We start from the raw sequence: 24249 nt of genomic DNA on the forward strand, positions 1-24249 counted from the left end.
GATCCCTTGGCGCAGATTGCGGACGCCGCCTTGATTGAACAAGGCGGCGTCCGCCAACCTTTACCAGGAATACTTCAGCGTGCCGACGACCTTGCGCCGATCGCCGTAATATTCGGTGCCGAAGTAGCTGCTGGCGACATATTTGCGATCGAACAGATTCGTCGCGTTGACGGCAAGCGCCACGTCAGGCGTCACCTTGTAGCTGACGGCTGCGTCGACGAGCGTATAGGCTGCGACCGATACGGTGTTCGCCTCGTCCCCATAGGTCTGGCCGATATAACGCACACCGCCGCCGAGTGTCAGGTCGCCGCGCTTTCCGTCTCCTGGGACCGTGTAGTCGAGCCAGGCCGATGCCAGATGCCGCGGCACGCGCGAGGGCCGGTTGCCGATATTGCCGCCGGTTCCGTCCTCGCGGATTTCCGCATCCCAATAAGAATAGCCAAGTGTGAGATTGACCCGGTCGTTGATGGCGGCTTTGCCTTCCAGCTCGATGCCGCGCACGCCGACCTTGCCGATCTGCTCCTGAACGAGGGGGCTGACCGAGCTCGGCACGTTCGTTTGCGTGTGATCGAAGAGCGCTACCGTGAAGAGGCCATCGAATCCGTCGGGCTTGTATTTGAGGCCGATTTCGTATTGTTGGCCTTCCTGGGGCTTCAACGTGCCCGTCACCGTATATCCGTTTGCGGTCTGTGCTACGAGCGGCTGAAAGCTTTCCGAATAATTGGCATAGGCCGCGAGGTTCGGATTGAACTTGTAGGTCAGGCCGAAGCGCTTGGTGAAGGCCGATGCCGTATCGTCGTCCCTCGTGCCGCTGTCGAGATAATCGGCCGTCGTATGAACATGGTCCCATCGTCCTCCGATCGTCGCGATCCATCGGTCGTCGAAGGTCAGTTGCTCCTGCGCATAGATCCCGACCGCCTGCTGCTTGACGCGCCAGTTCACGTACGGGCCGAGATTGATGCAGGAGAGGCCGCAATAGACCGGATCGTTGATATCGATCGGCCCGGCCGTTCCGAACAGGATGTTCTCGCGCGTATTGTCATTGGTGTAATCGACGCCGACGAGCGTCTTGCTGTCGATCCCGTTCCATGTCGCGTCATATTGCAACTGATTGTCGATGGCATAGCGGTTGGACATGCCGTCGACCGAGAACGCCGTTCGATCGGCGGTCGGATCCAGCGATGCGCCATAGACTTCGGCATAGTCGAGCTCGAGATGCGTATAGCGGGCATTCGAGCGGAAGGTCAGGTTTTCATTGATCTCGTGTTCGAACTGATAGCCGATGTCGGCCTGCTCCGTATTGAAGCGATTGAAGTCCGGCTCGCCGAGGAAGGTGTCGATATCGATATTGGCGCCGGTCGGAAGGCCCCGCGCGCCCGTTCCATCGCGTTTGTAATAATCGGTCAGAATGGTGAGCGAAGTCCCTTCTTCCGGCTTGATCGTCAGTGCCGGCGCAATGTAGGTGCGGTCGTCGTTCGAATAATCCCAGCCTTGGTCGCCGTCCTTGGCAAGTGCCGTAAGCCGGTAGCTCCATACGCCATCGGGATCAATCGGCCCGCCGAAATCTGCGCCCACTTCCTTGGTGCCATCACCATAAGAGGTGTAAACTTCGCCATGCTTCTCATCCAAGGGCCGCTTGGTGATCGCATTGACCAGGCCTCCCGGACCGTTGAGGCCAAAAAGGGTCGAAGTCGATCCCTTCAGAACCTCGACGCGCTGAAGACCATAGGGTTCAAGGCGGCTGGCAGTGAACCAAGCGGGAATACGTGCCGCCAGTCCATCCCGATAGGTGCCGAGTGCCGTCTGATCAAAGCCGCGAATTCTTATATAGTCGTACCGGTCGTCGTTGCCGAACTCATCCGAAAAGACGCCGGCGGTATAAGCGAGTGCCTGCTGAAGATTGTCCACATGACGCTCTTCCAACTCCTTTTGCGTCACCACCGACACGGACGCCGGGACATCGATGACCGGAGTGTCTGTTTTGGTGCCGGTGGCGGTATCCTTGGCAACGATGGTGCGATCAGGGCCAACCACACGATCCGACTTGCCCGATATGACGATCGGGGCCAATTGCGTCGCCTCTTCGGCCGAATTGTCTTGTGTCCAGCCGATGCCTGCCGATCCGAACGACACCGTTATCAAAGCGCTGCTCGCAACCAATCGGCTTGTGAACACGCGCAACGTTCCCTGTAGTCCCACTGTCATACTATCCCCTGTCAGACCAATATCGGGCAGTGTGACGGCCGCCCCTCCGGCCACTGCTAAGAGTCCGTTTACTCAAACAGGAGAATTGGAGTCAACTTAATAATCACGCTATTGTGGCCATCTTTGCACCTGGTCGGGACCATGAGGTTTAGGCGCAACACGGGGAGACGATGTCATCCGAATACTCCATTTGGCATTGACCTTGGCGAGTGCAAGGCACGAGGACGTTCGTCTCAACTGCGATCGTCTAACCGGCGGATCGTATTCGATGAAACCCCCGCGGAGGGCGTCACCTGTCGGTCAAATCCTGGACGGCGAACGCAATGCTCACCGCGCGATTCACGGCCGCCGCAAGAACGGACATGTGGGTCTCGCCGGCATAAAGCTCGAATTCGGTACGCAATCCGTCGGCAGCGCCGTCTAATCGCTCCGCCATCTCCCGCGCCAGGAGGACAGTCCGCTCGATCTTCCTCTTCTCCAGACGCGCAGGGGCATCCTCGTTCCGGTACTGGAAGGGTGCCAGCTCATCGCCTTCGTGTTCTCCGGCGGACAAATGCAGGAAGAGTGCATTTCCCGGTATGACTTGACGTTGCGCCTCATTCTTGAGGATTTCACTGTTCTCCCAATAGATGGTTGGGCTGGCCGCAATCCAATTGGCAAACAGACCTGGACGCTCGAACAGGCCATAGAGAGTAAAGAGGCCGCCGAAGGAATGTCCGAAGAGCGATCGGCGCGTCGGATCCAGGATCACCATCTCTGCAATCCGCGGTATAAGCTCGTTCTCGATGAAATCGAGCAGCTTACCGGTCCCTCCGATGACAACCGGCGGACCGCCCTCAACGAAGGGCGGATAGGATTTGACCGGCGGAGGCCCCAGGTCCCAAGACCGGCGGAGCGGATCATAAGGCTCGTCGCACGGGTAGCCGATCGCCGCGATCACCCCCCAGCCGACATTCGTTCCCGTGGGATAAGGTGCCTGCGTGACCAAGCTGGCGACCGCGAAGGGGAAAGTGGCGTTACCGTCGGTCATAACGAGAAGCGGCCATCCTTTCGCCGGCGGGCTCTCTGCCGGAATGGAAAGGAATATGCGATAGGGCTCGCCGCCCGCGGCAGAAGCCAGATCGAAAAAACACGTTCCGGGCATTGAATAGACGCTGGTAGGATTAGTCATGAGCATGTTTTCTGATATTTGGATAAAAGGATAGGGGAGGGAAACTGATGTCGGTGTGGTTCATGGGCAGGTTTCAGAACTTCCAGGTCGGTGCAACTCTTGCTGATATCCTGACTTTCACGAAAGCGCATCATGGCGATCACGGTTCGGACGTTTACAGAGGCTGATCTAACCTAGTTCCAGCCATGATTTGAAGACCCAGGGCTATCGAGCCGTCGGTTTCGCTGTTCGATCGCCGGCCGCGCCGTTCAGCGCGGGGTGCGACATTCCAACTTCGCAGAAATAGGACACTTTAACTTTGCGGCCGCAAAGTTGCGGCTGCATTAAGTCGTTGTAATAGCAGAAATACATCTAGTTCCATAACATGCATTACGCCACTTTTCTGCGTCGAGGGGTACATTCTATTTCCAAGTGCGACATGCTTATAAAAACAATGGCTTCGCCTTGGAGATATATGCATGTCCCTTTGCTATTCGCAGCTCACCTTGCCTGACCGCAGACGCCTATTTCACCTCAGAGAACGCAAGGTTCCCGTCTCGGAGATTGCCCACCAGCTCGGCCGTCATCGCTCGACGATCTATCGCGAGCTTAAGCGCAATACGTTCCAGGATCACGACTTTCCGGAATATAGCGGCTATTACAGCGGTATCGCCAACGACATGAGCAAGGAGCGCCGACGACGGTTGCGCAAACTCAGACGCCATCCGCATCTGCGCGACCTCGTCATCGACCGGCTGAAGGCGCGTTGGTCACCCGAGCAGATCGCTGGCCGGCTTCTCGCAGATGGCGTCAGCCCCGTCCGTATTTGCCCGGAAACGATCTATCGCTTCATCTATTGCAAGGAAGACTATCCGCTCGGGCTGTATCAGCACCTGCCGGAACGACGTCGCAGGCGCCGGCGCCGCGGCGCACGCAAGTCACGCGACGGCTTGATCCCGCTTGACTGCAGAATCTCCCAACGCCCTGATTTTATTGATGATCGATCACAGTTCGGGCATTGGGAGGGCGATCTCCTGATCTTCCGGCGTGTTCAGCTTTTCGGAGAGCAGGCTTCAATCGCCAGACTTGCGCATCCCGGCCATGCGCATGCCCTCGATTAGCACCTCGATTCTGTGCGGGTCGAGGGTATGTTGGCCGCGACGGATGCGTGCGAGGTTGACGCCGGGCGAAATGCTCTCGAGCGCAGCAAGATGCTTGCGCGCTTCATCCATGTGTCCGAGGTAAGCATTGGCGGCGATCAGCATCCAATGATTGGCGTCATACCCTGAATTGACCGCTTGCGAGCGCATCGCCCAATCCAGTGCCTCCTCGTAGCGCCCCTCGGCCATACGGATATGCGCCATGCCGGTCAATTGCCAATGCGTCCCGAGTTCATTCGGGTTGAGCCGCAGCGCTCGTTGCAGATAGTCGGCGGCCTCGCCGAGATCGCCACCCAACAGCGCTCCGACGCCCGCTTGTTGCAGGACCGTGGCGTTGTTGGGATTTTCCGAGATCGCACGCCGCAGCAAGGCAATACCAGTGTGATAGTCGCCCCCCATGTGGATCAGCACGAAGCCGCCATAGCTCAGCACCATCGCGTCGTCGCGGGCAATCGCCAGTGCCGCCCGCGCCACCGCTAGCGCGCGCTCCGCATCGGCGTTCGACGCTCCGGGAAACTGCATGGCTACCCGCAACAGATAAGCCTGACCGGTCATCGCCAAGGCGGGTGCGAATCCCGGATCGAGGGCAATCGACCGCTCCAGCAGCACGATCGCACGCGCATTGGCCTCGGGCCGCGAGACAAACACGTCCGGCAATGCCTGTAGATAGAGATCGTATGCATCAAGGCTCTCGGGCCGCTCACGGCGTGAGCGATCGATTTCGGCTCGCTGGATTTTTGGTTCGACCACCGCGACTACGCTTTCGGTGATCCGATCCTGTACGTCGAACACGTCCTCGAAGGCCCCCTCGAACTTGTCCGCCCATATGTGCGCTCCTGAAATTCCATCAACCAATTGAGCGGTGATACGCAGCCGGTTACCGACTCGCCGGCCGCTTCCTTCAAGCACGTAGCGAACGCCCAGTTCCTTGGCTATCTGTCGCACGTCGACGGCATGACCTTTGTATACGAAGCTCGAATTGCGGGCGATCACCGCGAACGACTTGAAACGGCTGAGGGCCGTGATGATGTCCTCGACGATACCGTCGACGAAGTATTCCTGTTCGGGGTCACCGCTCATGTTTTCAAACGGCAGGACGGCGAGCGACGGAAACATCCCGTGGGCGACGTGTGGGATCGCTGGCGCGGGCGCAGTGTTCAGAGCATAGGCGCGCACCGGCCGAGCGATGTTCTTGAGTGTTTTTTCTCCCAAGTCGCGAAACCGCACGGTCACCCGGTCCCGCACGTCGTCGAACACCTTGCCCGAGATGCAAACTCCGCCTGGCTCGGCCAGTGCTTCCAGCCGCGTGGCGATGTTGACGCCGTCGCCATAGATATCGCTGCCGTCCCCGATGACGTCGCCCAGATTGATGCCGATACGCAGCACGATGCGGCGGTTCTCGGGCATCGGCTCGTTGGCCTGCGCCATCTTGTTCTGCAGTTCGATCGCCGCGGTGACGGCGTTCACCGCACTGGCGAACTCCACGAGCACCCCGTCGCCCATCACCTTGACGATGCGCCCGCCATGTTCGCGCACCGTGGGGTTGAGAATCTCAGTCCGAAGCTGCCTCAGCGCCGCCAGCGTTCCATTCTCGTCGGCACCCATCAGCCGCGAGTATCCGACCACATCGGCGACAGCGATGGCGGCAAGTCGGCGTTGGACGGGCAATTCAGCCATCTACGGTGACATCGCTTCAATATTTGTTTCCGCTAATGTTATTCTTGATGCCGGGAGAAGTCCAATAATGCGCCGCTTATTCCGCATTGAAGGTCATGAACTCGTGGGGCACGCCTTTGCCGAAAACCTGCTCCTCTCAGGAACTCCCCGGTCGCCCATTTGTTTTACATTCTGCACCACCCGGAAATCTGCCCAAGGTGCAGTCGGCGACAGTGGAACTGATCCATGGATATGACGCGCATCCGAGATCGCATGGTGGAGCACCACGTTACGCGTCGTGGCATTCGCGATCCAGGCGTGACCGAAGCGATGCGCACGGTGCCGCGCGAAAAATTCGTTCCTCCAGGCTCCGAGGAATTCGCCTATGAGGATGCGCCGCTGTCGATCGGCGAAGGCCAGACAATTTCGCAGCCGTTCATCGTGGCTTTGATGCTCGAAAAGGCCGATCTGGATGCCGGCGACACAGTGCTCGAGGTCGGAACGGGCTCCGGCTATGCCTCGGCCCTCATGAGCCGGATAGCAAGACGTGTCTACTCTATCGAGCGCCACGAAAGGCTGGCGCTTGAGGCCAAGGAACGGTTCGAGAAACTGGGATACCGCAACATTGACGTTCGCGTCGGCGATGGCAGCAAGGGCTGGGCGGAAGCCGCCCCGTTCGATGCCATTATCGTTTCTGCGAGCGCACCAGAGGTGCCAACTGCCTTGAAAGAACAGCTGGGGCTTGGAGGGCGGCTGATCATTCCGGTCGGCCGCGGTGAAGGGCAGCGCCTGAAACGCCTCACGCGCACCGGCGCCACCGCATTCGAGGAAGAAGATCTCGGCGGGGTGCGCTTCGTTCCCTTGATCGGCGAAGACGCCTGGACTGCTACCCATCCGATGTATACGGCCACGGCCCCCTCATTGCCGAAAACGGTTGCCTCCGAGCCAAGCTCTCCGCAAGACACACAGGGAGGGGGCATGGGAAAGATAGACAAATTGCCCACGCTGCCGGAAGGTGTGCTCGATCATAGCGAATTTCAGCAACGGTTCTGGGCTGTTCAACGTATTTCCTGGATCGTGTTCACGCTTCTTCTGGTGACCTGCTTGCTGGGTCTGCTTGGAAGAGGCGGTCCGTTTTCACGGCAAACACTTCAATTGCCCGATGGATCCGTGGATTTTCCCATCATCTCCCGATGGAATGCTCCCGAGGATATGACGGTGACTTTCACGCCGTCATCCGAAGACAGGGTCTTCACGATCGATCCCGCCTTTCTTCAAACCTTTTCGATCCAGGGCGTCGACCCGCCCCAAAAAGCGACCTTCACGCGCGCGGGCCGGATAGGCTACGTGTTCCCCGCCGACCCGGCAGGGCCGACGCAGATCGTCTTCCGTCTGCAAACGCAACTCCCCGGCCGTCTTCGCGCCACCATTGGCATGGGCGGGGAGACCCGCACCCAATCCACTTTCATCTTTCCATGAGGGCGGTACGGTGGATGCGGTATTACGCGGATTGGCAATTTATTTCACGCTGCTCGTGATCATCCGTCTGTCGGGAAGACGGACATTGGCCCAGATGACGCCGTTCGATCTGGTCATCGTGCTGGTGATCTCCGAAACCACCCAGCAGGCGATGCTGGGCGATGACTTCTCGATCACCAACGCCGTTATCTTGATCCTCACCCTGTTTACGACCGACATCGGCCTGTCTTACGTGAAGAGATGGTGGCCTCGCGCAGCTCATATCATCGATGGCGTTCCAACCATTCTGGTGACGGATGGCGTCTATGATGAAGGCGCGCTCAAAGGCGCCCGGCTGCAGAAGGAAGATGTCATGCAAGCGGCTCGAAGCCAGGAAGGCATCGAGAGCGTGACGGAGATAAAATTTGCCATCCTCGAAGTAAGCGGCAACATCAGCATCATCAAGAAGCAGAAATCCGGCTGACAATTGACGACAAAGGAGACATCCCGAGTTAAGAGCATGAACTCAAAAGGATAGGTCGAGCACCCTGCCCTCGAACAGACGGTCCCGGGAGCCTTCGAGATGCGCCTTCATCAGTCTTTGCGCATCATCGGGCCGGCCATCGGCGATCGCCTTGTAGATGGCGTTATGCTCTTCGTAGACCTGTTCCAACCCTTGGCGGGGGCCGAGCAAAGAGAGGCCGTGGAGATGCATGCCGACGGCGATATGGGCCTTCAGCGCATCGATCGAGGCCGTGTAATAATGATTGTTGGCAGCCTCCGTCACCGCGCGGTGGAAGAGAAAATCGGCGTCTGTGCGGTGGAGCTGATGGCTGGTCGCCTCACGCAGATCCGCAAGCGCGCTGGCGATCTTCTGAATGGCCTGCTCATTGCGGCGCTTGGCGGCGAAATAGGCCGCCTCCGGCTCGATCGTCAGGCGGAACTCGTAGCAGCGCTGGATGTCGGCGATCGTCTTGACCGGCGAATAGGCAAGCTGCGTCGTCGGCGATCCATGCGCACTGACGAAGGTGCCGGCGCCCTGCCGTGCATAGACCATGCCCTGATCGCGCAGGCGCGCCAGCGCATCGCGGACGATCGGCCGCGACACACCCAGCATCGAGGCAAGCTCATGCTCGCCGGGAAGGCGTGAATCCGGCGGATAGTTTCCGCCGCGAATACGCTCGAGCAACTGGTCGAAGACGCGATCAACCAGCTTGACGGCCTTGCCGCGTTCGGGCTTGCCCGGCGGGCCGGCTTCCGCGTTCAAAGACTCGCCATTCACTTCAGCCACGTCATTCTCCCCGGCGGTATCTTACTATGCCGCCCGATTCCAAAGAACCAGTCTTAGCAAACTATCGGGATTGCCGAAGCCCCCCGACTTCACGGCGCACCGAAAATGCCGCCCATCGGCTGACGTGACATCGAACCACGGCACGCCAGCTTCGATTTCGCCCTTCGGCGCCAGCACTCTGACATCAAGCGCCTGGAAAACGGCAAGCGCCGTATCGCCACCGCCGACCATCAGCATGTCAGGCTTCGTATCGTCGATGACCGATCTGACGCCTGCAGCAAAACGGCGGGCGACCAGCGCCGCATCGGCCGCCATATCGCCGGTGCAACGCAGCAGCGCCGGCAACGCCATGCCCTCCCCGCCTTCGATTTCTCCGATCGGCGCGTCCATCACCATGCGCAGAACGCCCGAGGCTTCGAGCCGGTCCATCTGGGTAGCGGTAATCGGGTCGCGCGAGCCAAAGGCAAACAGGGTACGCCGGGTCGCCGCAAACTCCGGCACCGATTGCCGCCCCGTCTCGCCGAGCTGGCGGGCAAGTGCGGAACCCAGACCCCGTGCGCCGACCGCAAGCGTCAGCCGCCAGTCATGATCGGCAACGATTTGGTCGAGATCACTATCGTCCTTTGCATCGGCAACAGCAACATTGCCCGCGCGGCCCTCGAACAGATCGGCGATCGGCAGTGGCTTGTCGACGCCGCGGCCGACAACACAGCCTCTGTAGGTCACACGCTCCTGATCGGGAATGGCGGGCGCCACCAGGATAGTCTCCAGGCCGAGCGCATCGGCCAGCGCCAGGCTTTCCGCCGCGACATTGCCCTTCAGCCGGGAGTCGATCTTCTTCATCACGACTGCGGGCTTCACGCCACGAAGCGCCGCGGTCGCGAAGCGGACCCTTTCGGCAGCTTCCGGTTCGCCAAGCGCACGCGAAGCGGTGTTGACGACGACGACGTCACAGCCGGTGGCGATCGCATCCTCCGCGGCCCCGACGTCGACAGCGACCGCAACCGAAAGGCCCGCTTCGACGAAGGGCGTGCCGGTATCGAGCGCACCCGTCAGATCATCAGCGACGATAACGGCCTTCAGCGTCATGTGGTCTGTCCGGTGTTGACGGCGTGACAGGCGACGAGATGGCCGGGCTTCGCCTCCTTCCACGCGGGAATGACCTTGCTGCAGACATCCATGGCGATTGGGCAGCGCGTGTGGAAACGGCAGCCCGACGGCGGGTTCAGCGGGCTCGGCACATCGCCTTGGAGGATCTGGCGCTGACGTGTGCGCTCATGCTCGGGATCAGTCTCCGGAACGGCCGACAGCAGCGCCCTGGTATAGGGATGCAGCGGATTGTCGAAGAGTTCCTCGCGGGTGGCAAGTTCGGCGAGCCGCCCGAGATACATGACGCCGACGCGAGTGCTGATGTGGCGCACGACGGCGAGATCATGGGCGATGAACAGATAGGTCAGCCCGTATTTTTCCTGCAGATCGAGCAGCAAGTTGATGATCTGTGCCTGGATCGACACGTCGAGCGCCGAAATCGCCTCGTCGCAGACGATGAATTTCGGCTGGCAGGCGAGCGCGCGGGCAATGACGACGCGCTGGCGCTGGCCGCCGGAAAGCTCGTGCGGGTAACGCTGGGCAAAGCGCGTGGACAGGCCGACATCGGTGAGCAGCGTCGCCACCCTCTCCTTCAGTTCCGCCTTGGTGCAGAGCTTGTGGAAGAGGATCGGCTCGCCGATCGCCTCGCCCACCGTCATGCGCGGATTGAGTGTCGAATACGGATCCTGGAAGACGATCTGCAGGTCGCGGCGAAAGGGCCGCATCTGTTTTTCATCGAGCGTCGCGAGATCCTGGCCCTTGTAGACGACCTTCCCGCTGGTCGCCTTGTAGAGGTTGAGGATGGTGAAACCGGTCGTCGATTTGCCGCAGCCGGATTCGCCGACGAGACTCAGCGTCTCGCCTTCCATGATGTCGAGATTGACATTGTCGAGCGCATAGACGGTCGCCGAACGCTCACCGAAGGCGCCGAGCTTGACGTGGAAATGCTTGACCAGGTTTTCGACCTTGAGCAGCGGTTGAGCACCCATCATGCGGCCTCCTGCATTCTCTGGACGACGAAACAGGCGGTGCGGTGATTGCTACTGCCGCTCAAAGGTTCGAGCTGCGGCACCTTTTCGTGGCAGATCGTTTCGGCAAGCGGGCAACGCGGCGCAAACGGACAGCCCTTCGGCCGGCGGCCAGGCTCCGGCGGCGTACCGCCGATCGAGCTCAGCCGGCTTGCCGGCGGGTCCGAGAGCTTCGGGATCGATGACAGCAGGCCGCGCGTATAGGGATGGCTCGGGCGGGCATAGAGCTCGTCGACCGGCGCATCTTCGACCACCGTGCCGGCATAAAGGACGGCGACGCGATCGACGAGGCCGGCGATCAGCGCCAGGTCATGGGTGATCCAGACGACCGACATGCCGAGCTTGGCCCTGAGATCCTTCACCAGATCGACGATCTGGGCCTGAATGGTGACGTCGAGCGCCGTCGTCGGCTCGTCGGCAATCAAAAGCTTCGGATTGCAGGCAAGGCCGATCGCGATCATCACGCGCTGGCGCATGCCGCCGGAAAGTTCGTGCGGATAGGCCTGCAGGCGCTCTTCGGGGCCAGGAATACCGACAAGGCGCAGAAGCTCGACGGCACGTCTGCGGGCCTCCGCCTTTTTCATTCCGCGGTGATAGATCAGCGGCTCGCAGATCTGGTCGCCGACGCGCATCACCGGATTGAGCGAGGTCATCGGATCCTGGAAGACGAAGCCGATATCGCCGCCGCGCACCTTACGCAGCTCTCTATTCGACATCGTCTGCAGGTCGCGGCCGTCGAATGTCGCCGATCCCTTGGTAACTTTGATCTTGTTCGGCAGGAGCCGCATCAGGCTCAGCATCGTCAGGCTCTTGCCGCAGCCGGATTCACCGACGACGCCAAGGGTCTCGCCCCTGTCGACATGGAGATCGATGCCGTCGACGACGATGGCGGGACCGTTGCGGCCGTCGATTTCGACGGTGAGCCCCCTGACATCGAGCAGGCGGTTGGTGCTTTTCGTGTCCATCATTTGCTGCCCCGCGGATTGAGCGCGTCGTTGAGACCGTCGCCAAGGAAGCTGAAGGCAACCGAGGCAAGGCCGAGCACGGCCGCCGGAGCGGCGAGAAGGTGGGGATAATGCTGCCAGACACGCAGACCGTCCGAGATCATGTTGCCCCAGCTCGGCGTCGGCGGATTGACCCCGACACCAAGGAAGCTGAAAGCACTTTCCAGCACCATTGCCGTGCCGAGACCGGCGCTGACCGAGACGATCAAAGGCCCCAGCGCATTCGGAATGACATAGCGCTTGATGATGATCCAGTTCGACAGGCCGAGCGCCTGCGCCGCGGTGATATAGGGTCGGCTGCGGATCGACAGTACCTGGGCGCGGACGAGACGGGCATAAGGCGGCCAGGAGATCAGTGCCATCGATCCGAAGACGAGAATGAAATCCACCCACATGGTTTCGCGGTAGAAGGGATTGAGGGTCGCGAGGTAACGCGCCTCCATCCATTTACTGATCGGCGATTTCAGCGACGCGTTGATGACGACGACGAGCAGCAGGTTGGGAACCGACATCGTCACGTCGGTCAGCCACATGATGGCGCGATCGAACGGATTGCCGAAGAAACCGGCGACGGCCCCGAGCACGAGACCGATCAGCACCGCGAAGACGGTGACGATGATGGCGACGAGGAAGGCGGTGCGTGTGCCGAAGACCACGCGGCTGAAGACGTCGCGGCCGAGATCGTCGGTTCCGAAGAGGTGGCTCATCGACGGCAGGACGTTGCGGGCGTTGAGGTCCTGGCTCAGATAATCATAGGGAGTGAGGTAAGGCCCGAAGATCGCCGTGAAGGCGAGGATCACGACGACGACGAGGCCGAAGATGGCGAGCCGGTTGCGCTTCAGCCGATACCAGGCGTCGCGCCACAGGCTGACCGGTTCTTCGACCGTTTCGATGGTGGAAAGAGGGATGGCGGACATGGTCAGCGGCTCCTTCTTGAATCATTGGCGCGGGGATCAAGCAGCGGATAGAGCACATCCACCAGGAGGTTCGAGACCATCACCAGGAACGACCCGATCAGCGTGATCGCCAGAATGACTGGATAATCGGAATTGATCAGCGCCTGCACAGTCAACCGGCCGAGGCCCGGCAGGCCGAAGACGAGTTCGACGAAGATCGCGCCGTTGACGATGGTGATCATGATCAGGCCGAGCTGCGTGACAACGGGCGTTAGCACCGGCCGCAGGATATGGCGCAATGCCACGATGATCTCGGGCACGCCCTTGGCGCGGGCGGTGCGGACGAAATCCTCCGACAGTACCTCGATGACGGCGGCACGTGTCTGCCTCACGATCAGCGCGATCGGCTGGAAGGAAAGGACGAGCAGCGGCAGCAGGATACGGACATCGAAGATGCCGCCCCAGCCATAGGGCACGCTTGCACCCGGCAGCAGCACGATGAGGCCGACCATCAGCATCGGACCGGCGACATAGGCCGGGATCGCCCAGAGGAAGAGTGCGGAGCCCAGAATGGCATAGTCGATGCGCGAATTCTGGTTGAGCGCAGCGATCATGCCGAGCGGGATCGCGACGACGGCGGTCAGGATGATGGAACAGAGGGCAAGCTGGAAGGAGACGGGTGCGGCAGCCGAGACCATCGCCCAGACGGAGCGGCCCGATGTCAGCGAGTTACCGAATTGGCCATGCAGCAGGTTCCAGATGTAAAGGCCGAACTGGACGATGAAGGGTTTGTTGAGGCCGGCACTTTCGCGAATGGCTTCGATGCGCTGCGGATTATAGGCGACGTCGCCTGGCGCGCGCAGGAAGATCAGCTTGATCGGATCGCCGGCACCATAGAAGGCCAGCGCGTAGACCGCCAGCATCACCACCAGAACGGACGGAATCCAGATGGCAAATCGGGTTAGCACGTAGCGCAGCAAGGCCACCTCCCACCTGTTGTTCGACGCGTTCCCGCTTTTGGCTGCGATCGCATCTCTTCTTTTTGATACGTGCGCGAAGGCCTTGCGGCCTTCGCGCGGGTTATTGCCGATTGGAACGGTTTCCGCCGGATCAACCGATGGAAATGTTCCAGGGTTCTACGACCTGCCAGTCAAGGTTCTTTTCCAGGCCCTTGACCTCTTTGGTAGCCCAGCGCGACATCGCCTGAGAATACCATGGAATGAAGGCCCAATCCTCGCGGAACGCCTTCTGGGCTTCCTGGGCGAGAGCGATGCGCTTCGGATCGTCCGCAGCCTTGGTCGTGGCCTCGGCAAGGGCACTGTCGACCTTGTCGTTCTTGTATCCGCCGAGCTTGTTCTGCGCATTCGACGAGGTCGAGGCGATGCAGCCCGCCAGATAGGAGACGGCATCCGGAACGCGGGTGCCGACGTCGTCGCGGAAGATCTGGACCGAATTCTGATCCGGACCCGCATAGGAATCCTGCTGCGGCTTCATGTCGACGGCTGTGATGCCGAGATTCTGACGCCACTGCTCGGCGATGAACTGGGCGGCGGCCTGAATGGCCGGCGCCGAGATGCCGACGAACAGGATCTTCGGCAGGCGCTCCGGACCGCCGTAGGTCGATTCCGCAAGCAGTTTCTTGGCAGCCGCCGGATCATAGGGATAAGGCTCGAAACCGGAATTCTCCGCACCCGGAACCGAGTTGAGGATCTGGTCGGCTTTCTTGTGCGGCCCGTCGGGATAGGACGCCTTGAAGAGGCCGTCTCGATCGACGGCCATGATCAGCGCCTGGCGGACCTTCGGATCGTCCATCGGCGCGCGGGAGATGTTGAACCAGAAATGCTGACTGGTCGGGATCAGCGGGCCGGCGGAAAATTCCGGACCAAGATCCTGGATGATAGTCGAGGTGACAAGTTCAGTGTGGGCATTGAACTCACCCGATTTGATCAGCGACGTTGCCGTGACATTGTCCTCGATCGAGGTGATATCAATACGGGCAAGCTTCGGCTTCGGTCCGAAGAAGTTCTCATTCGGCTCGAAAGAGAGTTTGCCGGCGTCGATGTCGATGCTCGTCAGCTTGAATGGGCCGGAAAAGACCGGCTTGCTATCGGGCTTATACCAATCGATGATCTCCTCACCGTCGCTGCCGCGCGACTGCGACGCCTTGGTGATCGGCGCGATGTGGTTTGCCAGGCGCATGAAGAAGATCGGGTCTGCAGCAGCCAGCGTCACGACGACCGTTCCTTCGTCGGGTGTCGCGACACCAGTCAACTCCTTGCCGGAGCCGGCGGCGATTTCGGCGTAACCCTTGACCCTGCTCAGCACCTGGTCGGCGCGCTGGTTTTTGGTATTGGGCATCGAGGAGACTTCCCACGATCCTTTGACATCCGCCGAGGTGATCTTGCTGCCGTCGGAAAAGACGGCCTTCGGGTCGAGCTTGAAGGTCCAAACGGTGTTGTCGGCCGATTCCCAGCTGGTGAAGACGTAGGGCTTGATATTGCCTTGGCTGTCGAAATACATCGGCGATGCCCACCAGATGGAATTCCAGCGGAACGTCCTGCCGCCGCCGCGCAGCGGTGACCAGTCCTGGTCGAAGGCCGGATTTGCGACCTTCAGGACCTGGCCTTCATCGGCCATAACGATACGGGCATTCATCCCGAATACGGTGAGGCCGACGCCGGCTGCAAGGCCGAGCTTCAGCGCGTTACGACGTGATATGTTGGTTTTATCCGATTGATCAGACATGGCATTCCTCCCAGAGTGAATTCGGCAGCGCTCTCCCTGCACCTGCCAGGCGCAGCACAATCCGTTCCGTATCGTTCTCTCGTTATTGTAAATATGTCAACAAAAAATCGCAATTTCAATTCGAACAAAATTTTCTTCTGAAAATATATAAGTTATAACAGATAGATAACTTTTCAGAGCGGCGTTACAGCATTTTGTCTTCTTGACAAAAGATCGGCAATGGAAAAGTTCTTTGCACTCCATCGCGACAGACGAATGACAACTGGAATGCGCAGCCGGGCGGTTCGAACACGGATCCCCAGACAGGACGCGCCGAGGAGGGCGAAATGAGCCATCACAGGATTACAGGCGTTTTCAGCGCCTCCGCAACGCCGCTGACAGCAGAGAATACGCCGGATTTCGCCCTTTTCACCGATCATTGCCGGCAGCTGCTGGCCGAGGGATGCCATGGCGTGGCGCTGCTCGGCACGACGGGCGAGGCCAATTCCTTCTCCGGCGCCGAGCGCCGCGCCATTCTGGAAGCGGCACTGAAGGCCGGCATTCCTGCCGACAGACTTTTGCCGGGCACAGGCGTCGTCGCCATTCCCGAGACCGTGGAACTCACCCGGCACGCGCTGTCGCTTGGCGTCACCAAGGTGGTCATGCTGCCACCCTTCTACTACAAGGGTGTGTCCGACGACGGCCTCTTCGCTGCCTATTCGCAGGTGCTGGAAAAGGTCGCCGACACCCGCCTGCAGGTCATCCTCTATCATATTCCGCAGGTCTCAGGCGTTCCCCTATCCATTCCGCTGATCGGACGGCTGATTGCCGCCTTCCCGGAAACGGTCGTCGGCATCAAGGAATCTGCCGGTGATTTCAACAACATGCAGGCGATCATCGCCGCGTATCCCGGTTTTTCGGTGCTGGCGGGCGCCGATCCGCTGCTACTGCCGCTGCTGAAGGCGGGCGGTGCCGGCTGCATCACCGCAACCTCCAATCTCGTGGCGAATTCGCTGTGCACCGTCTACGACCATGTCCATGACGAGGCGCACGCCGCCGATGTCGAGGCGGCGCAGGCCCGCATCAACGCCTATCGCACGCTTTCCAACTCTTACGTCCAGATCCCGACCATCAAGGCGATGGTGGGGCTGAAGACCGGCAATCCCGCCTGGAAGCGCACGCGCGCGCCGCTGATGCCGCTCGGCGATACTGACTATGCCGCACTCGCCGAAAGCTATGCCAAGCTGCCTTGAGGAGATCCGTCATGAGTTTTACCGGCCTGCCTCCGGAAGCCGTTCCGGCCCTGATGACCGGGGCCATTGCCCCTCACCCCATCGTCGAGGGTCGCGCGGATGCCTATCTGCCCTCCCCCTGCATCCAGAACCATGCCGCAAATCTCGCCTTTCTGCCCGACGGCACGCTGACCTGCGTCTGGTTCGGCGGCACGATGGAGGGCATGGGTGACATCTCGATTTACATGTCGCGGCTGACGCCGGGCGCCGAGCGATGGTCCGTGCCGGAAAAAATGAGCGACGACCCGGAGAAATCCGAACAGAACCCGTTGATTTTCAATGCTTCAGACGGAAAAATATGGCTGCTCTATACCTCGCAGACTTCTGGAAATCAGGACGGTTCGGTTGTCAAATGCCGGATTTCCGGCGATGGGGGCCAGACCTTCGGGCCGGTCCAAATCCTCTGCGACAGCCCTGGCACCTTCGTTCGCCAGCAGATCGTCGTCAACGGCAGGGGCGACTGGCTGCTTCCGGTCTTCCGCTGCGTCGGCCTGAACGGCCAGCGCTGGAGCGGCGATGCCGATACGGCAGCCGTGCTGATGTCGCGTGATGGCGGCGCGAGCTGGCAAATGCACGATATTCCAGACAGTATCGGCGCGGTGCACATGAACATCCTGCCGCTTGGCGGCGACGAGATGATCGCCTTCTACCGCAACCGTTTCGCCGAAAACATCCTGTCCAGCCGATCATCCGATGGCGGCGAGACCTGGAGTGCGCCCGAACCCACCGAACTGCCGAACAACAATTCCTCGATCCAGGCCACGATCCTGAATGATGGAGCAATTGCAATGGTTTACAACCATTCGAATGCCGGCACGTCGGATGCGCGGCGCCAGTCTCTCTATGACGAAATCGAGGCTGGAGAGGCTGGAGAGACCGCTGTCGTTGCTGATAACAGCGCACAAAAGGCCGTCTGGGGTGTTCCGCGCGCGCCGCTGAGCCTTGCGATATCAAGGGATGGCGGCAAGAGCTTTCAGCATCGCGTCGATCTCGATACCGGCGACGGCTTCTGCCTCAGCAACAATTCGAAGGATTCGCTGAACCGCGAATTCTCCTATCCCTCGATCGTCCAGGGCGATGACGGCACGCTCCATATCGCCTACACCTACTACCGGCGCGCCATCAAATATATCAGCCTCGCCCCGCAATCGCTGCCCTAGCAAAGCGGTAGCCGGAATATCGTAAACCTGCGTCCGACCGCATGAGGAAAGATGCAGGATGACAACGGCTGTGGGTTTACTGACGGAAGAAATTGACAACAGGGTCGGATTATTCGCCGCCGTGGCAAAGATGATGGCCAGCTGTGCCTGGAATGGCGTTTTCATCGATACGGTTTCTATAACATATTGATATTTTAGTCGATATCTGTGCGCCAGCGCTAACTTGAAGCGCGACAGATCGCACATCGAAAGATAAAAAATTCCGCCTCTTGGAATGCTGGCTTGACATTGATCTTACAACTTTACATTAAAGAGGGCGAGGATATTGCCGCAAGATCTTGCAGGGAGGACTGGTTCATGGCCAGCTTGGATTCGCCGATCACGATAGTTCGGCCGCATCTGATCGAATTCGGCGTCGGCACGGCGGGAAAGCTCGGCAGATGGGCTGATGAAAAGGGCTATCGGCGCACGCTCGTCATCTCCGATGCCTTCAACGCTTCGCGCATCGACGTGCTGGAGCTGAAGGGCGAGGTTACGGTCTTTGCCGAAGTGACGCCCGAACCGGATACGGCCAATCTCGAAAAAGTCCTGGCGGCGGCAAACGCCGCCAATGCCGAGCTGATTGTCGGTTTCGGCGGCGGCAGCGCCATGGATCTGGCGAAACTTGCGGCCGTGCTTGCCGGCTCCACCCAGACGCTGCACGAGGTCGTCGGTCCGAACAAGGTGCATGGGCCGCGCAAGGTAGCGCTTGCCCAGGTGCCGACGACATCGGGCACCGGCAGCGAGGCCGGCATCCGTGCGCTTGTCACCGATCCCGCGACGATGGCAAAGCTCGCCGTCGAAAGCCTGCACATGCTGGCCGATATCGCCGTCATCGATCCGGCCCTGACCTTCAGCGTCCCTGCCCGCACGACGGCGGCAACCGGCGTCGATGCCATGGCCCATTGCGTCGAGGCCTTCACCAACCGCAAGGCCCATCCGATGGTCGACATCTATGCGATCGAGGGAACGCGCCTCGTCGGCAAATATCTCGCCCGCGCCGTCAAGGACGGCAATGACGCCGAGGCGCGCGCCGGCCTCTCGCTCGCCTCGCTTTACGGCGGTTTCTGCCTCGGCCCGGTCAACACCGCCGGCGGCCATGCGCTCGCCTATCCCCTCGGCACGCGCTGGCATGTGGCCCATGGCGCGGCCAATGCGCTGATTTTTCCGCATGTTCTCGCCTTCAATACACCTTCCGCGCCTGAAAAAACCAAGGCGGTGATGGAAGCGCTTGGGCGTGAAACCTCCGGGAACATCACCTCCGTCTTCGATGCGGCTTACGCTTTCTGCGCCGAACTCGGCATCGAGATGAAGCTCTCCGGCCTCGGCGTGCCGGAAAGCGATCTCGACGCCATGGCCGACGACGCCTTTGCCATTCGCCGTCTGCTCGATAACAATCCGCGAGATCTCTCTCGGGCCGACATTCGCTCGATTTACGCGGCTGCCTTTTAAGCGGTAAGGTTTTTTAGAAGGGACTCGATCGATGGACAGGAATGCGAAAGTTGCCGTGACGCTCGGCGATCCGGCCGGCGTCGGCCCCGAGGTGATCGTCAAGGCCTTGGCAGCCCTTCCGAGGGAAGAGCGCCGTGATTTCGTGATCGTCGGCAATGTCGAAGCGCTGGAGCGCGCCGACCGCGTCACCGGCGCCGGGCTGCGGTTCGGGCCTGCCGATGCACCCGGTGACGACAGGATCGCCGTCGACGAAGTGGCGCTCGGTGCGGCTCTACCCGAGATCGGCAAGGTCAGCCCCGTCGCCGGCGATGCCTCGGTGCGCTATATTACCCGCGCCGTCGATCTCGCCATGTCTGGTGAAGCCGATGTCATCGTCACCGCGCCGATTAACAAGGAAGCGATGAACCTTGCCGGCCATCACCATGACGGTCACACCGGGTTGCTCGCGCATCTCACAGGCTCGAAGAGCTCCTTCATGCTGCTTGCCTCCGAGCGGTTGAACACCATCCACGTCTCCACCCATATCTCGCTGAAAGGTGCGATCGAGCGCGCCAAGACCGAGCGGGTGCTCGCCACCATCGAAGCCGGCCACAAGCACTTCCTGCGGCTCGGCCGCAAGGCGCGCATCGCCGTCGCCGGCCTCAATCCCCATTGCGGCGAAAACGGCCTGTTCGGCACCGAGGACATGGAGTTCCTGGCACCAGCCGTCGAGCAGGCGCAGGCAAAAGGCATCGACGTCGTCGGGCCGATCTCGGCCGATACGGTGTTTGCCCGCGCCTATAACGGCGCTTTCGATCTCGTCATCGCCCAGTATCACGACCAGGGCCATATCCCGATCAAGCTCGTCGCCTTCGACACCGCAGTCAACGTCTCGCTCGGCCTGCCGATCGACCGCGTCTCGGTCGATCACGGCACCGCCTTCGACATCGCCGGCACCGGCAAGGCCAACCACGTCAACATGCTCTCGGCCATCGCCTATGCCAGGCTGATGGCTCGCTCGCCGCGGCGTGAGGTGTGAACCGCCGACCCCATCACATGCCGAACAAGCGGCGATCCCAGAAGACGGGTTGGTGGAGGCTTGTCGTGATCGAGGGGAATTCCGGGTGGGCTGGGTTGATCAATATGTTGCGGTCGACGCGGGCGACGACGCTTGGCACCAGCAGGATGGCGCTGCGCTTCTCCTGGCACCATTTTTCGCCGAAAGCCTTGCTGACGTTCGCCGGCATGCTGTCCCAGCCGGGCAGCGCGGGTTCGGAGAAGACCTCATAGCTTAGCCCACGCGGCAGGGTGATCGTGACATAGTGCTGGTTGGGCGGCAGCCGCCCGCTGCCATGGACGAGCTTTTCGAGCAGTGCGGTCGAATAGTGCTCGCTGGTGTAGATGATCGGGCTGCCCGATGTGTTCCACCGGCCCGGCGCGATGGTCGAGCCGGTGGCGTCGAAGATCGGGTAGGTTCCGTTGGGATCTCCGATGCGGACGGATGTCAGTGTGCGGTCAAGAACCTGTGCGCTCACGCAGCGCTGCCGTATTTCAGGCTTCCGAGGATATCGAGCACGAGCTCGCCGCCGATCTCGCTCTGGATCACCACGTCGATCGGCCGCCTGTCCTCGAGCATCGCGTGCGGGCGAAACAGGAAATCGCGCGCCTCGGTTTCGGTCTGCCAGACATCGAGTGCCGATCCCCAGACGCGCGCCAGACGGGCGAGCTTTATGCCTTCGTCGGAGGAGAGCCGATGCTTGGACTTGCGCCGCTCATAGGTGGCCTTTGGAACGAGCCTATATTTGAACTGGGTATCATCAGGCGCCAGAAGCAGCGCCATCCGATCAAGCGCCTTGACCGGCAAGCCTTCCTCGATGCTGGAGAGCAGGCCAAAGGCGGAGCGCGATGCCGGTTCCCGGGCGGGCAGTCCGAGAACGTCGGCGATGACTGCAAATCCCATCATGGCAAAGCTCCTTTTCACTTGATGTTATATTTAGCCTCAAGTGAGCCAATCTTCAAGAGCGCCATCCCGGCTTATCTTCGATAGCAGCGGGTTGTCGTGCGCGCCGGAGACCTCTATATTTTTCGAAGGCACGAACAACGAAGGAGGTTGCCTATGTCACCGCGGGACGCCTGATCCAGCAATATCAAGACTTCTGCCTTTCCAAGGGCATCAATTTCATACGCATCGAATCCGTACGGCCGCATGACGATACCACGCTCTTCTGCAGCGCTGGAATGCAGCAGTACAAGCCCCTCTTCTCCGATCCCTCCCATAGTGGAACCGTCGCAAACAGCCAGGCTTGCCTGCGCATGGGCGACATCGACGAGATCGGCGACGGAACTCATCTTCTCCATTTCTTCATGCTCGGCCTTTTCTCCTTCAGGGAAATGACCGTCGGCAACGCCATCGACTTCTGGCTCGAGTTTCTGGAAACGGTGGGGCTCGTGCCGGATCATGTGACGATCCATCCCGACCGTCTGGTGGAATGGACACCGCTCTATGGCGGGCGCGTGCCCATCGTGCCGGATCCGGAATGCATATGGAGCGATGGCAGCATCAGCGGATACTGCACCGAGTTCTATAAGGACGGCGTCGAGATCGGAAACATCGTCAATCCGCTCGGAAGCTGTATCGACGTCGGCTTCGGTCTCGAGCGTCTCGACATGATCGTCAACGGTACACCGCAAGACGATGCGCTCGGAACACTGTGCGACACGGTCATGACGATCGTGGAAAGCGGCTACCGGCCGGGCAATAAGGAGCAAGGATATGTCTTGCGAAAACTGCTCCGTCGCATCCACAAGATGGGCGGCACGCTCGATCATCCTTTCTTCGCAGAAGAGGTCGAACGCCAGAAGCGACTGCGCGCCAAATATCTGCGTTTGCGTGACCGCCATTCCGAGATGAGTCCCGACTGGTGGTTCGACACCCATGGCATCGATCTCTCCGACATCGGGGAGATGATGGACGAATAGCGGAAACAGGGCCTCCCGCAGATAAAGCGGGAGGCCTTGCCATATCCTGGAAGGCGTCAGCTTTTCGGCCATCCCCTGTTTGCCCAGGCGACGAGCCAGTCATGGAGATGTGCTGCCCGCATTGAACGCTTTCAGTTGCGCGCCGGCTGCAGCCGACGGAAAATCCGCTCGATCTGGGCAACGGCGGCAAAAAAGACGATGCCGGAGAAAGAGGCGAGCACGACGGCGGCAAAGAGCCTTTCCGCCTGATAGTTGAATGTCGACTGGATGATGACAGCGCCCAGCCCCTGGTTCGAGCCGATCCACTCCCCGACGATCGCGCCAATCACACAGGTGGTTGCCGAAATGCGCAGCGACGCAAAGAGCAAGGGGGCGGATCGTGGGGCGCGCAGGCGCCAGAACGTCTCCCACCCGCTCGCCGAAAGCACATGCATCAGGTCAAGCTCGCTCGCAGTCGCCAGATTGAGGCCCCGGGCCGTATTCACCAGGGTTGGGAAGAAGCAGATGAGAGCGGCGATGATGACCTTCGGAAGCATGCCGAGGCCGAAGATGAGGATGATGATCGGCGCAAGCGCCAGCACCGGAATCGTGTTGAAGAGCAGGACAACGGGAAAATAGGCGGCCTGGAAGCGCGGATTATAGACAAATGCAACCGCCAGGATCACGGCGAGACTATTGCCCAAGAGGAAGCCGAGGCCCGCCTCACCCCATGTCGGGATCGCATTCGACAGCAGGAAGCGCCATTCGATGCCAAGCGTGCGCAGGATCGCCAGCGGCGTTGGAACGATATAGGCCGGAATACCGAGAGCCGGCACCAGCCATTGCCAGGCGAGAAGCAGCGAGAGGGCGCCGATAACAGGAAGGCCGATTGCCTCGGCGAGGGATAGCCGACGATGCGTCATGCAGCCGAATTCCCCTCCTGCAGCAATTGGCGCAGACGGGCGGCGGTCTCCTGGACATCGAGACTCTCGCGCCGACAGAGCCCACGCTCGTCTTTCAGCGGTGCAAGGTCGATCAGCGCCTGGACGCGACCCGGATTGGCCGCAAGGACCAGCACGCGTCCGCCGAGATAGATCGCCTCGACGACGCTGTGGGTGACGAACAGGATGGTCGTGCCGGTCCGGCGCCAGACGTCCAGAAGCTCGTCGTTCAATCGTTCGCGGGTGATCTCGTCGAGCGCACCGAAGGGTTCGTCCATGAGCAGGATATCCGGCTCGCATTGAAGCGCGCGTGCAATGGCGACACGCTGGCGCTGGCCCCCGGACAGTTGATGCGGATAGCGGTCGGCCAGATGCGACAGGCCGACCAGTTCGATCCAGTGGTCGGGCCGCGGATCGACCGTTCGCGAGACGCTCTTCTTCCCCACCTGCAGCGGCAGCGCGACATTCTCTTTCACGGTCCGCCACGGCAGCAGCGTTGCATCCTGAAAGACGAAGGCGACTTCGCGCCGCCGGCGCGCCTCCGAGGCTGTCTTGCCGAGCACCGACAGCCGCCCGTCAAGCGGCGGAAGAAGATCCGCCACCGCACGCAGCAAGGTCGACTTGCCGCAGCCGGAGGGACCGAGAATTGTCAGAAACTCGCCCCTGCCGACGCTGAGGTCGACGCCGGACAGAATGCGGGTCGTCTCGACAGCGCCGGCATAACCGATAGCCAGATCCTTGGTTTCGATGGCCGCTGCTTCAGGCAA

21 protein-coding genes and 1 pseudogene are annotated in these 24249 nt (G+C 60.6%); 8 read left to right on the forward strand and 14 right to left on the reverse strand.

Features of this window, described 5'->3' with window-relative positions:
• Positions 1-60: 60 nt before the first annotated feature.
• Together CUJ84_RS36115 and CUJ84_RS36120 are read right to left on the reverse strand one after the other, a co-directional pair.
• Positions 61-2205 (reverse strand): TonB-dependent siderophore receptor, encoded by a 2145-nt coding sequence (locus CUJ84_RS36115; protein WP_105010220.1) that lies wholly within the window; start codon positions 2203-2205, stop codon positions 61-63.
• Positions 2206-2494: 289 nt separating this feature from the next.
• The gene (locus tag CUJ84_RS36120) at positions 2495-3376 is read right to left on the reverse strand and encodes an alpha/beta hydrolase (protein WP_105010294.1); all 882 of its coding nucleotides are present in this window, start codon (positions 3374-3376) and stop codon (positions 2495-2497) included.
• Between the two features lie 458 nt (positions 3377-3834).
• On the opposite strand from CUJ84_RS36120, the pseudogene CUJ84_RS36125 reads away from it, so the two are divergent.
• A pseudogene (locus CUJ84_RS36125) lies at positions 3835-4404 on the forward strand (IS30 family transposase); the annotation flags it as partial.
• Positions 4405-4428: 24 nt separating this feature from the next.
• Here the strand turns inward: CUJ84_RS36125 and CUJ84_RS36130 are convergent.
• Positions 4429-6192: an adenylate/guanylate cyclase domain-containing protein gene (locus CUJ84_RS36130; RefSeq protein ID WP_105010221.1), complete on the reverse strand. Its 1764-nt coding sequence runs from the start codon at positions 6190-6192 to the stop codon at positions 4429-4431.
• Between the two features lie 225 nt (positions 6193-6417).
• On the opposite strand from CUJ84_RS36130, the gene CUJ84_RS36135 reads away from it, so the two are divergent.
• Both CUJ84_RS36135 and CUJ84_RS36140 read left to right on the forward strand, forming a co-directional pair.
• Entirely contained in the window at positions 6418-7650 is a 1233-nt protein-coding gene (locus CUJ84_RS36135) for a protein-L-isoaspartate(D-aspartate) O-methyltransferase (protein WP_105010222.1), read from the forward strand.
• Positions 7651-7660: 10 nt separating this feature from the next.
• On the forward strand, positions 7661-8113 hold the full coding sequence (locus CUJ84_RS36140) for a DUF421 domain-containing protein (RefSeq protein WP_017957565.1): 453 nt from the start codon (positions 7661-7663) through the stop codon (positions 8111-8113).
• A gap of 42 nt (positions 8114-8155) precedes the next feature.
• Here the strand turns inward: CUJ84_RS36140 and CUJ84_RS36145 are convergent, their stop codons facing one another.
• From CUJ84_RS36145 to CUJ84_RS36175, 7 genes are all read right to left on the reverse strand, one after another.
• Positions 8156-8920 carry a FadR/GntR family transcriptional regulator gene (locus CUJ84_RS36145; RefSeq protein ID WP_105010223.1) on the reverse strand — a complete coding sequence of 255 codons (765 nt, stop codon included), beginning with the start codon at positions 8918-8920 and terminating at the stop codon, positions 8156-8158.
• A gap of 24 nt (positions 8921-8944) precedes the next feature.
• Positions 8945-10009, reverse strand: a complete 1065-nt coding sequence (locus CUJ84_RS36150) for a four-carbon acid sugar kinase family protein (RefSeq protein WP_105010224.1) — start codon at positions 10007-10009, stop codon at positions 8945-8947.
• Positions 10006-10998, reverse strand: coding sequence for an ABC transporter ATP-binding protein (locus CUJ84_RS36155; protein ID WP_105010225.1), 993 nt, complete (start codon positions 10996-10998; stop codon positions 10006-10008). The genes CUJ84_RS36150 and CUJ84_RS36155 overlap by 4 nt, the downstream gene beginning before the upstream one ends.
• A complete protein-coding gene (locus tag CUJ84_RS36160; RefSeq protein WP_105010226.1) occupies positions 10998-12005 on the reverse strand; it encodes an ABC transporter ATP-binding protein in 1008 nt (335 codons plus the stop codon). Before CUJ84_RS36160 ends, CUJ84_RS36155 begins: the two co-directional genes overlap by 1 nt.
• Complete coding sequence (locus tag CUJ84_RS36165; protein WP_105010227.1) at positions 12002-12958, reverse strand: ABC transporter permease; 957 nt, start codon at positions 12956-12958, stop codon at positions 12002-12004. Before CUJ84_RS36165 ends, CUJ84_RS36160 begins: the two co-directional genes overlap by 4 nt.
• 2 nt (positions 12959-12960) lie before the next feature.
• Complete coding sequence (locus CUJ84_RS36170; protein ID WP_026238783.1) at positions 12961-13917, reverse strand: ABC transporter permease; 957 nt, start codon at positions 13915-13917, stop codon at positions 12961-12963.
• A gap of 130 nt (positions 13918-14047) precedes the next feature.
• Positions 14048-15682, reverse strand: a complete 1635-nt coding sequence (locus CUJ84_RS36175; RefSeq protein ID WP_105010228.1) for an ABC transporter substrate-binding protein — start codon at positions 15680-15682, stop codon at positions 14048-14050.
• 326 nt (positions 15683-16008) lie between these two features.
• Between CUJ84_RS36175 and CUJ84_RS36180 the strand changes: the two genes are divergently transcribed.
• From CUJ84_RS36180 to pdxA, 4 genes are all read left to right on the forward strand, one after another.
• Positions 16009-16914, forward strand: a complete 906-nt coding sequence (locus CUJ84_RS36180) for a dihydrodipicolinate synthase family protein (protein ID WP_105010229.1) — start codon at positions 16009-16011, stop codon at positions 16912-16914.
• Positions 16915-16925: 11 nt separating this feature from the next.
• Complete coding sequence (locus CUJ84_RS36185; protein WP_105010230.1) at positions 16926-18113, forward strand: sialidase family protein; 1188 nt, start codon at positions 16926-16928, stop codon at positions 18111-18113.
• 357 nt (positions 18114-18470) lie between these two features.
• On the forward strand, positions 18471-19604 hold the full coding sequence (locus CUJ84_RS36190) for an iron-containing alcohol dehydrogenase (RefSeq protein ID WP_105010231.1): 1134 nt from the start codon (positions 18471-18473) through the stop codon (positions 19602-19604).
• A gap of 31 nt (positions 19605-19635) precedes the next feature.
• A complete protein-coding gene (gene pdxA / locus CUJ84_RS36195; protein ID WP_105010232.1) occupies positions 19636-20622 on the forward strand; it encodes a 4-hydroxythreonine-4-phosphate dehydrogenase PdxA in 987 nt (328 codons plus the stop codon).
• A 13-nt stretch (positions 20623-20635) separates the two neighbouring features.
• Here pdxA and CUJ84_RS36200 read toward each other — a convergent pair whose 3' ends face one another.
• A complete protein-coding gene (locus CUJ84_RS36200) occupies positions 20636-21118 on the reverse strand; it encodes an RES family NAD+ phosphorylase (protein ID WP_105010233.1) in 483 nt (160 codons plus the stop codon).
• Entirely contained in the window at positions 21115-21546 is a 432-nt protein-coding gene (locus tag CUJ84_RS36205; RefSeq protein WP_018070805.1) for an antitoxin Xre-like helix-turn-helix domain-containing protein, read from the reverse strand. Before CUJ84_RS36205 ends, CUJ84_RS36200 begins: the two co-directional genes overlap by 4 nt.
• Before the next feature lie 170 nt (positions 21547-21716).
• Between CUJ84_RS36205 and CUJ84_RS36210 the strand changes: the two genes are divergently transcribed.
• Entirely contained in the window at positions 21717-22562 is an 846-nt protein-coding gene (locus CUJ84_RS36210) for an alanine--tRNA ligase-related protein (protein ID WP_245457670.1), read from the forward strand.
• A 131-nt stretch (positions 22563-22693) separates the two neighbouring features.
• Here CUJ84_RS36210 and CUJ84_RS36215 read toward each other — a convergent pair whose 3' ends face one another.
• On the reverse strand, positions 22694-23464 hold the full coding sequence (locus CUJ84_RS36215; RefSeq protein WP_105010235.1) for an ABC transporter permease: 771 nt from the start codon (positions 23462-23464) through the stop codon (positions 22694-22696).
• On the reverse strand, positions 23461-24249 hold the full coding sequence (locus CUJ84_RS36220; protein ID WP_105010236.1) for an ABC transporter ATP-binding protein: 789 nt from the start codon (positions 24247-24249) through the stop codon (positions 23461-23463). Before CUJ84_RS36220 ends, CUJ84_RS36215 begins: the two co-directional genes overlap by 4 nt.

Source organism: Rhizobium leguminosarum, from assembly GCF_002953715.1.
Classification (GTDB): domain Bacteria; phylum Pseudomonadota; class Alphaproteobacteria; order Rhizobiales; family Rhizobiaceae; genus Rhizobium; species Rhizobium leguminosarum_V.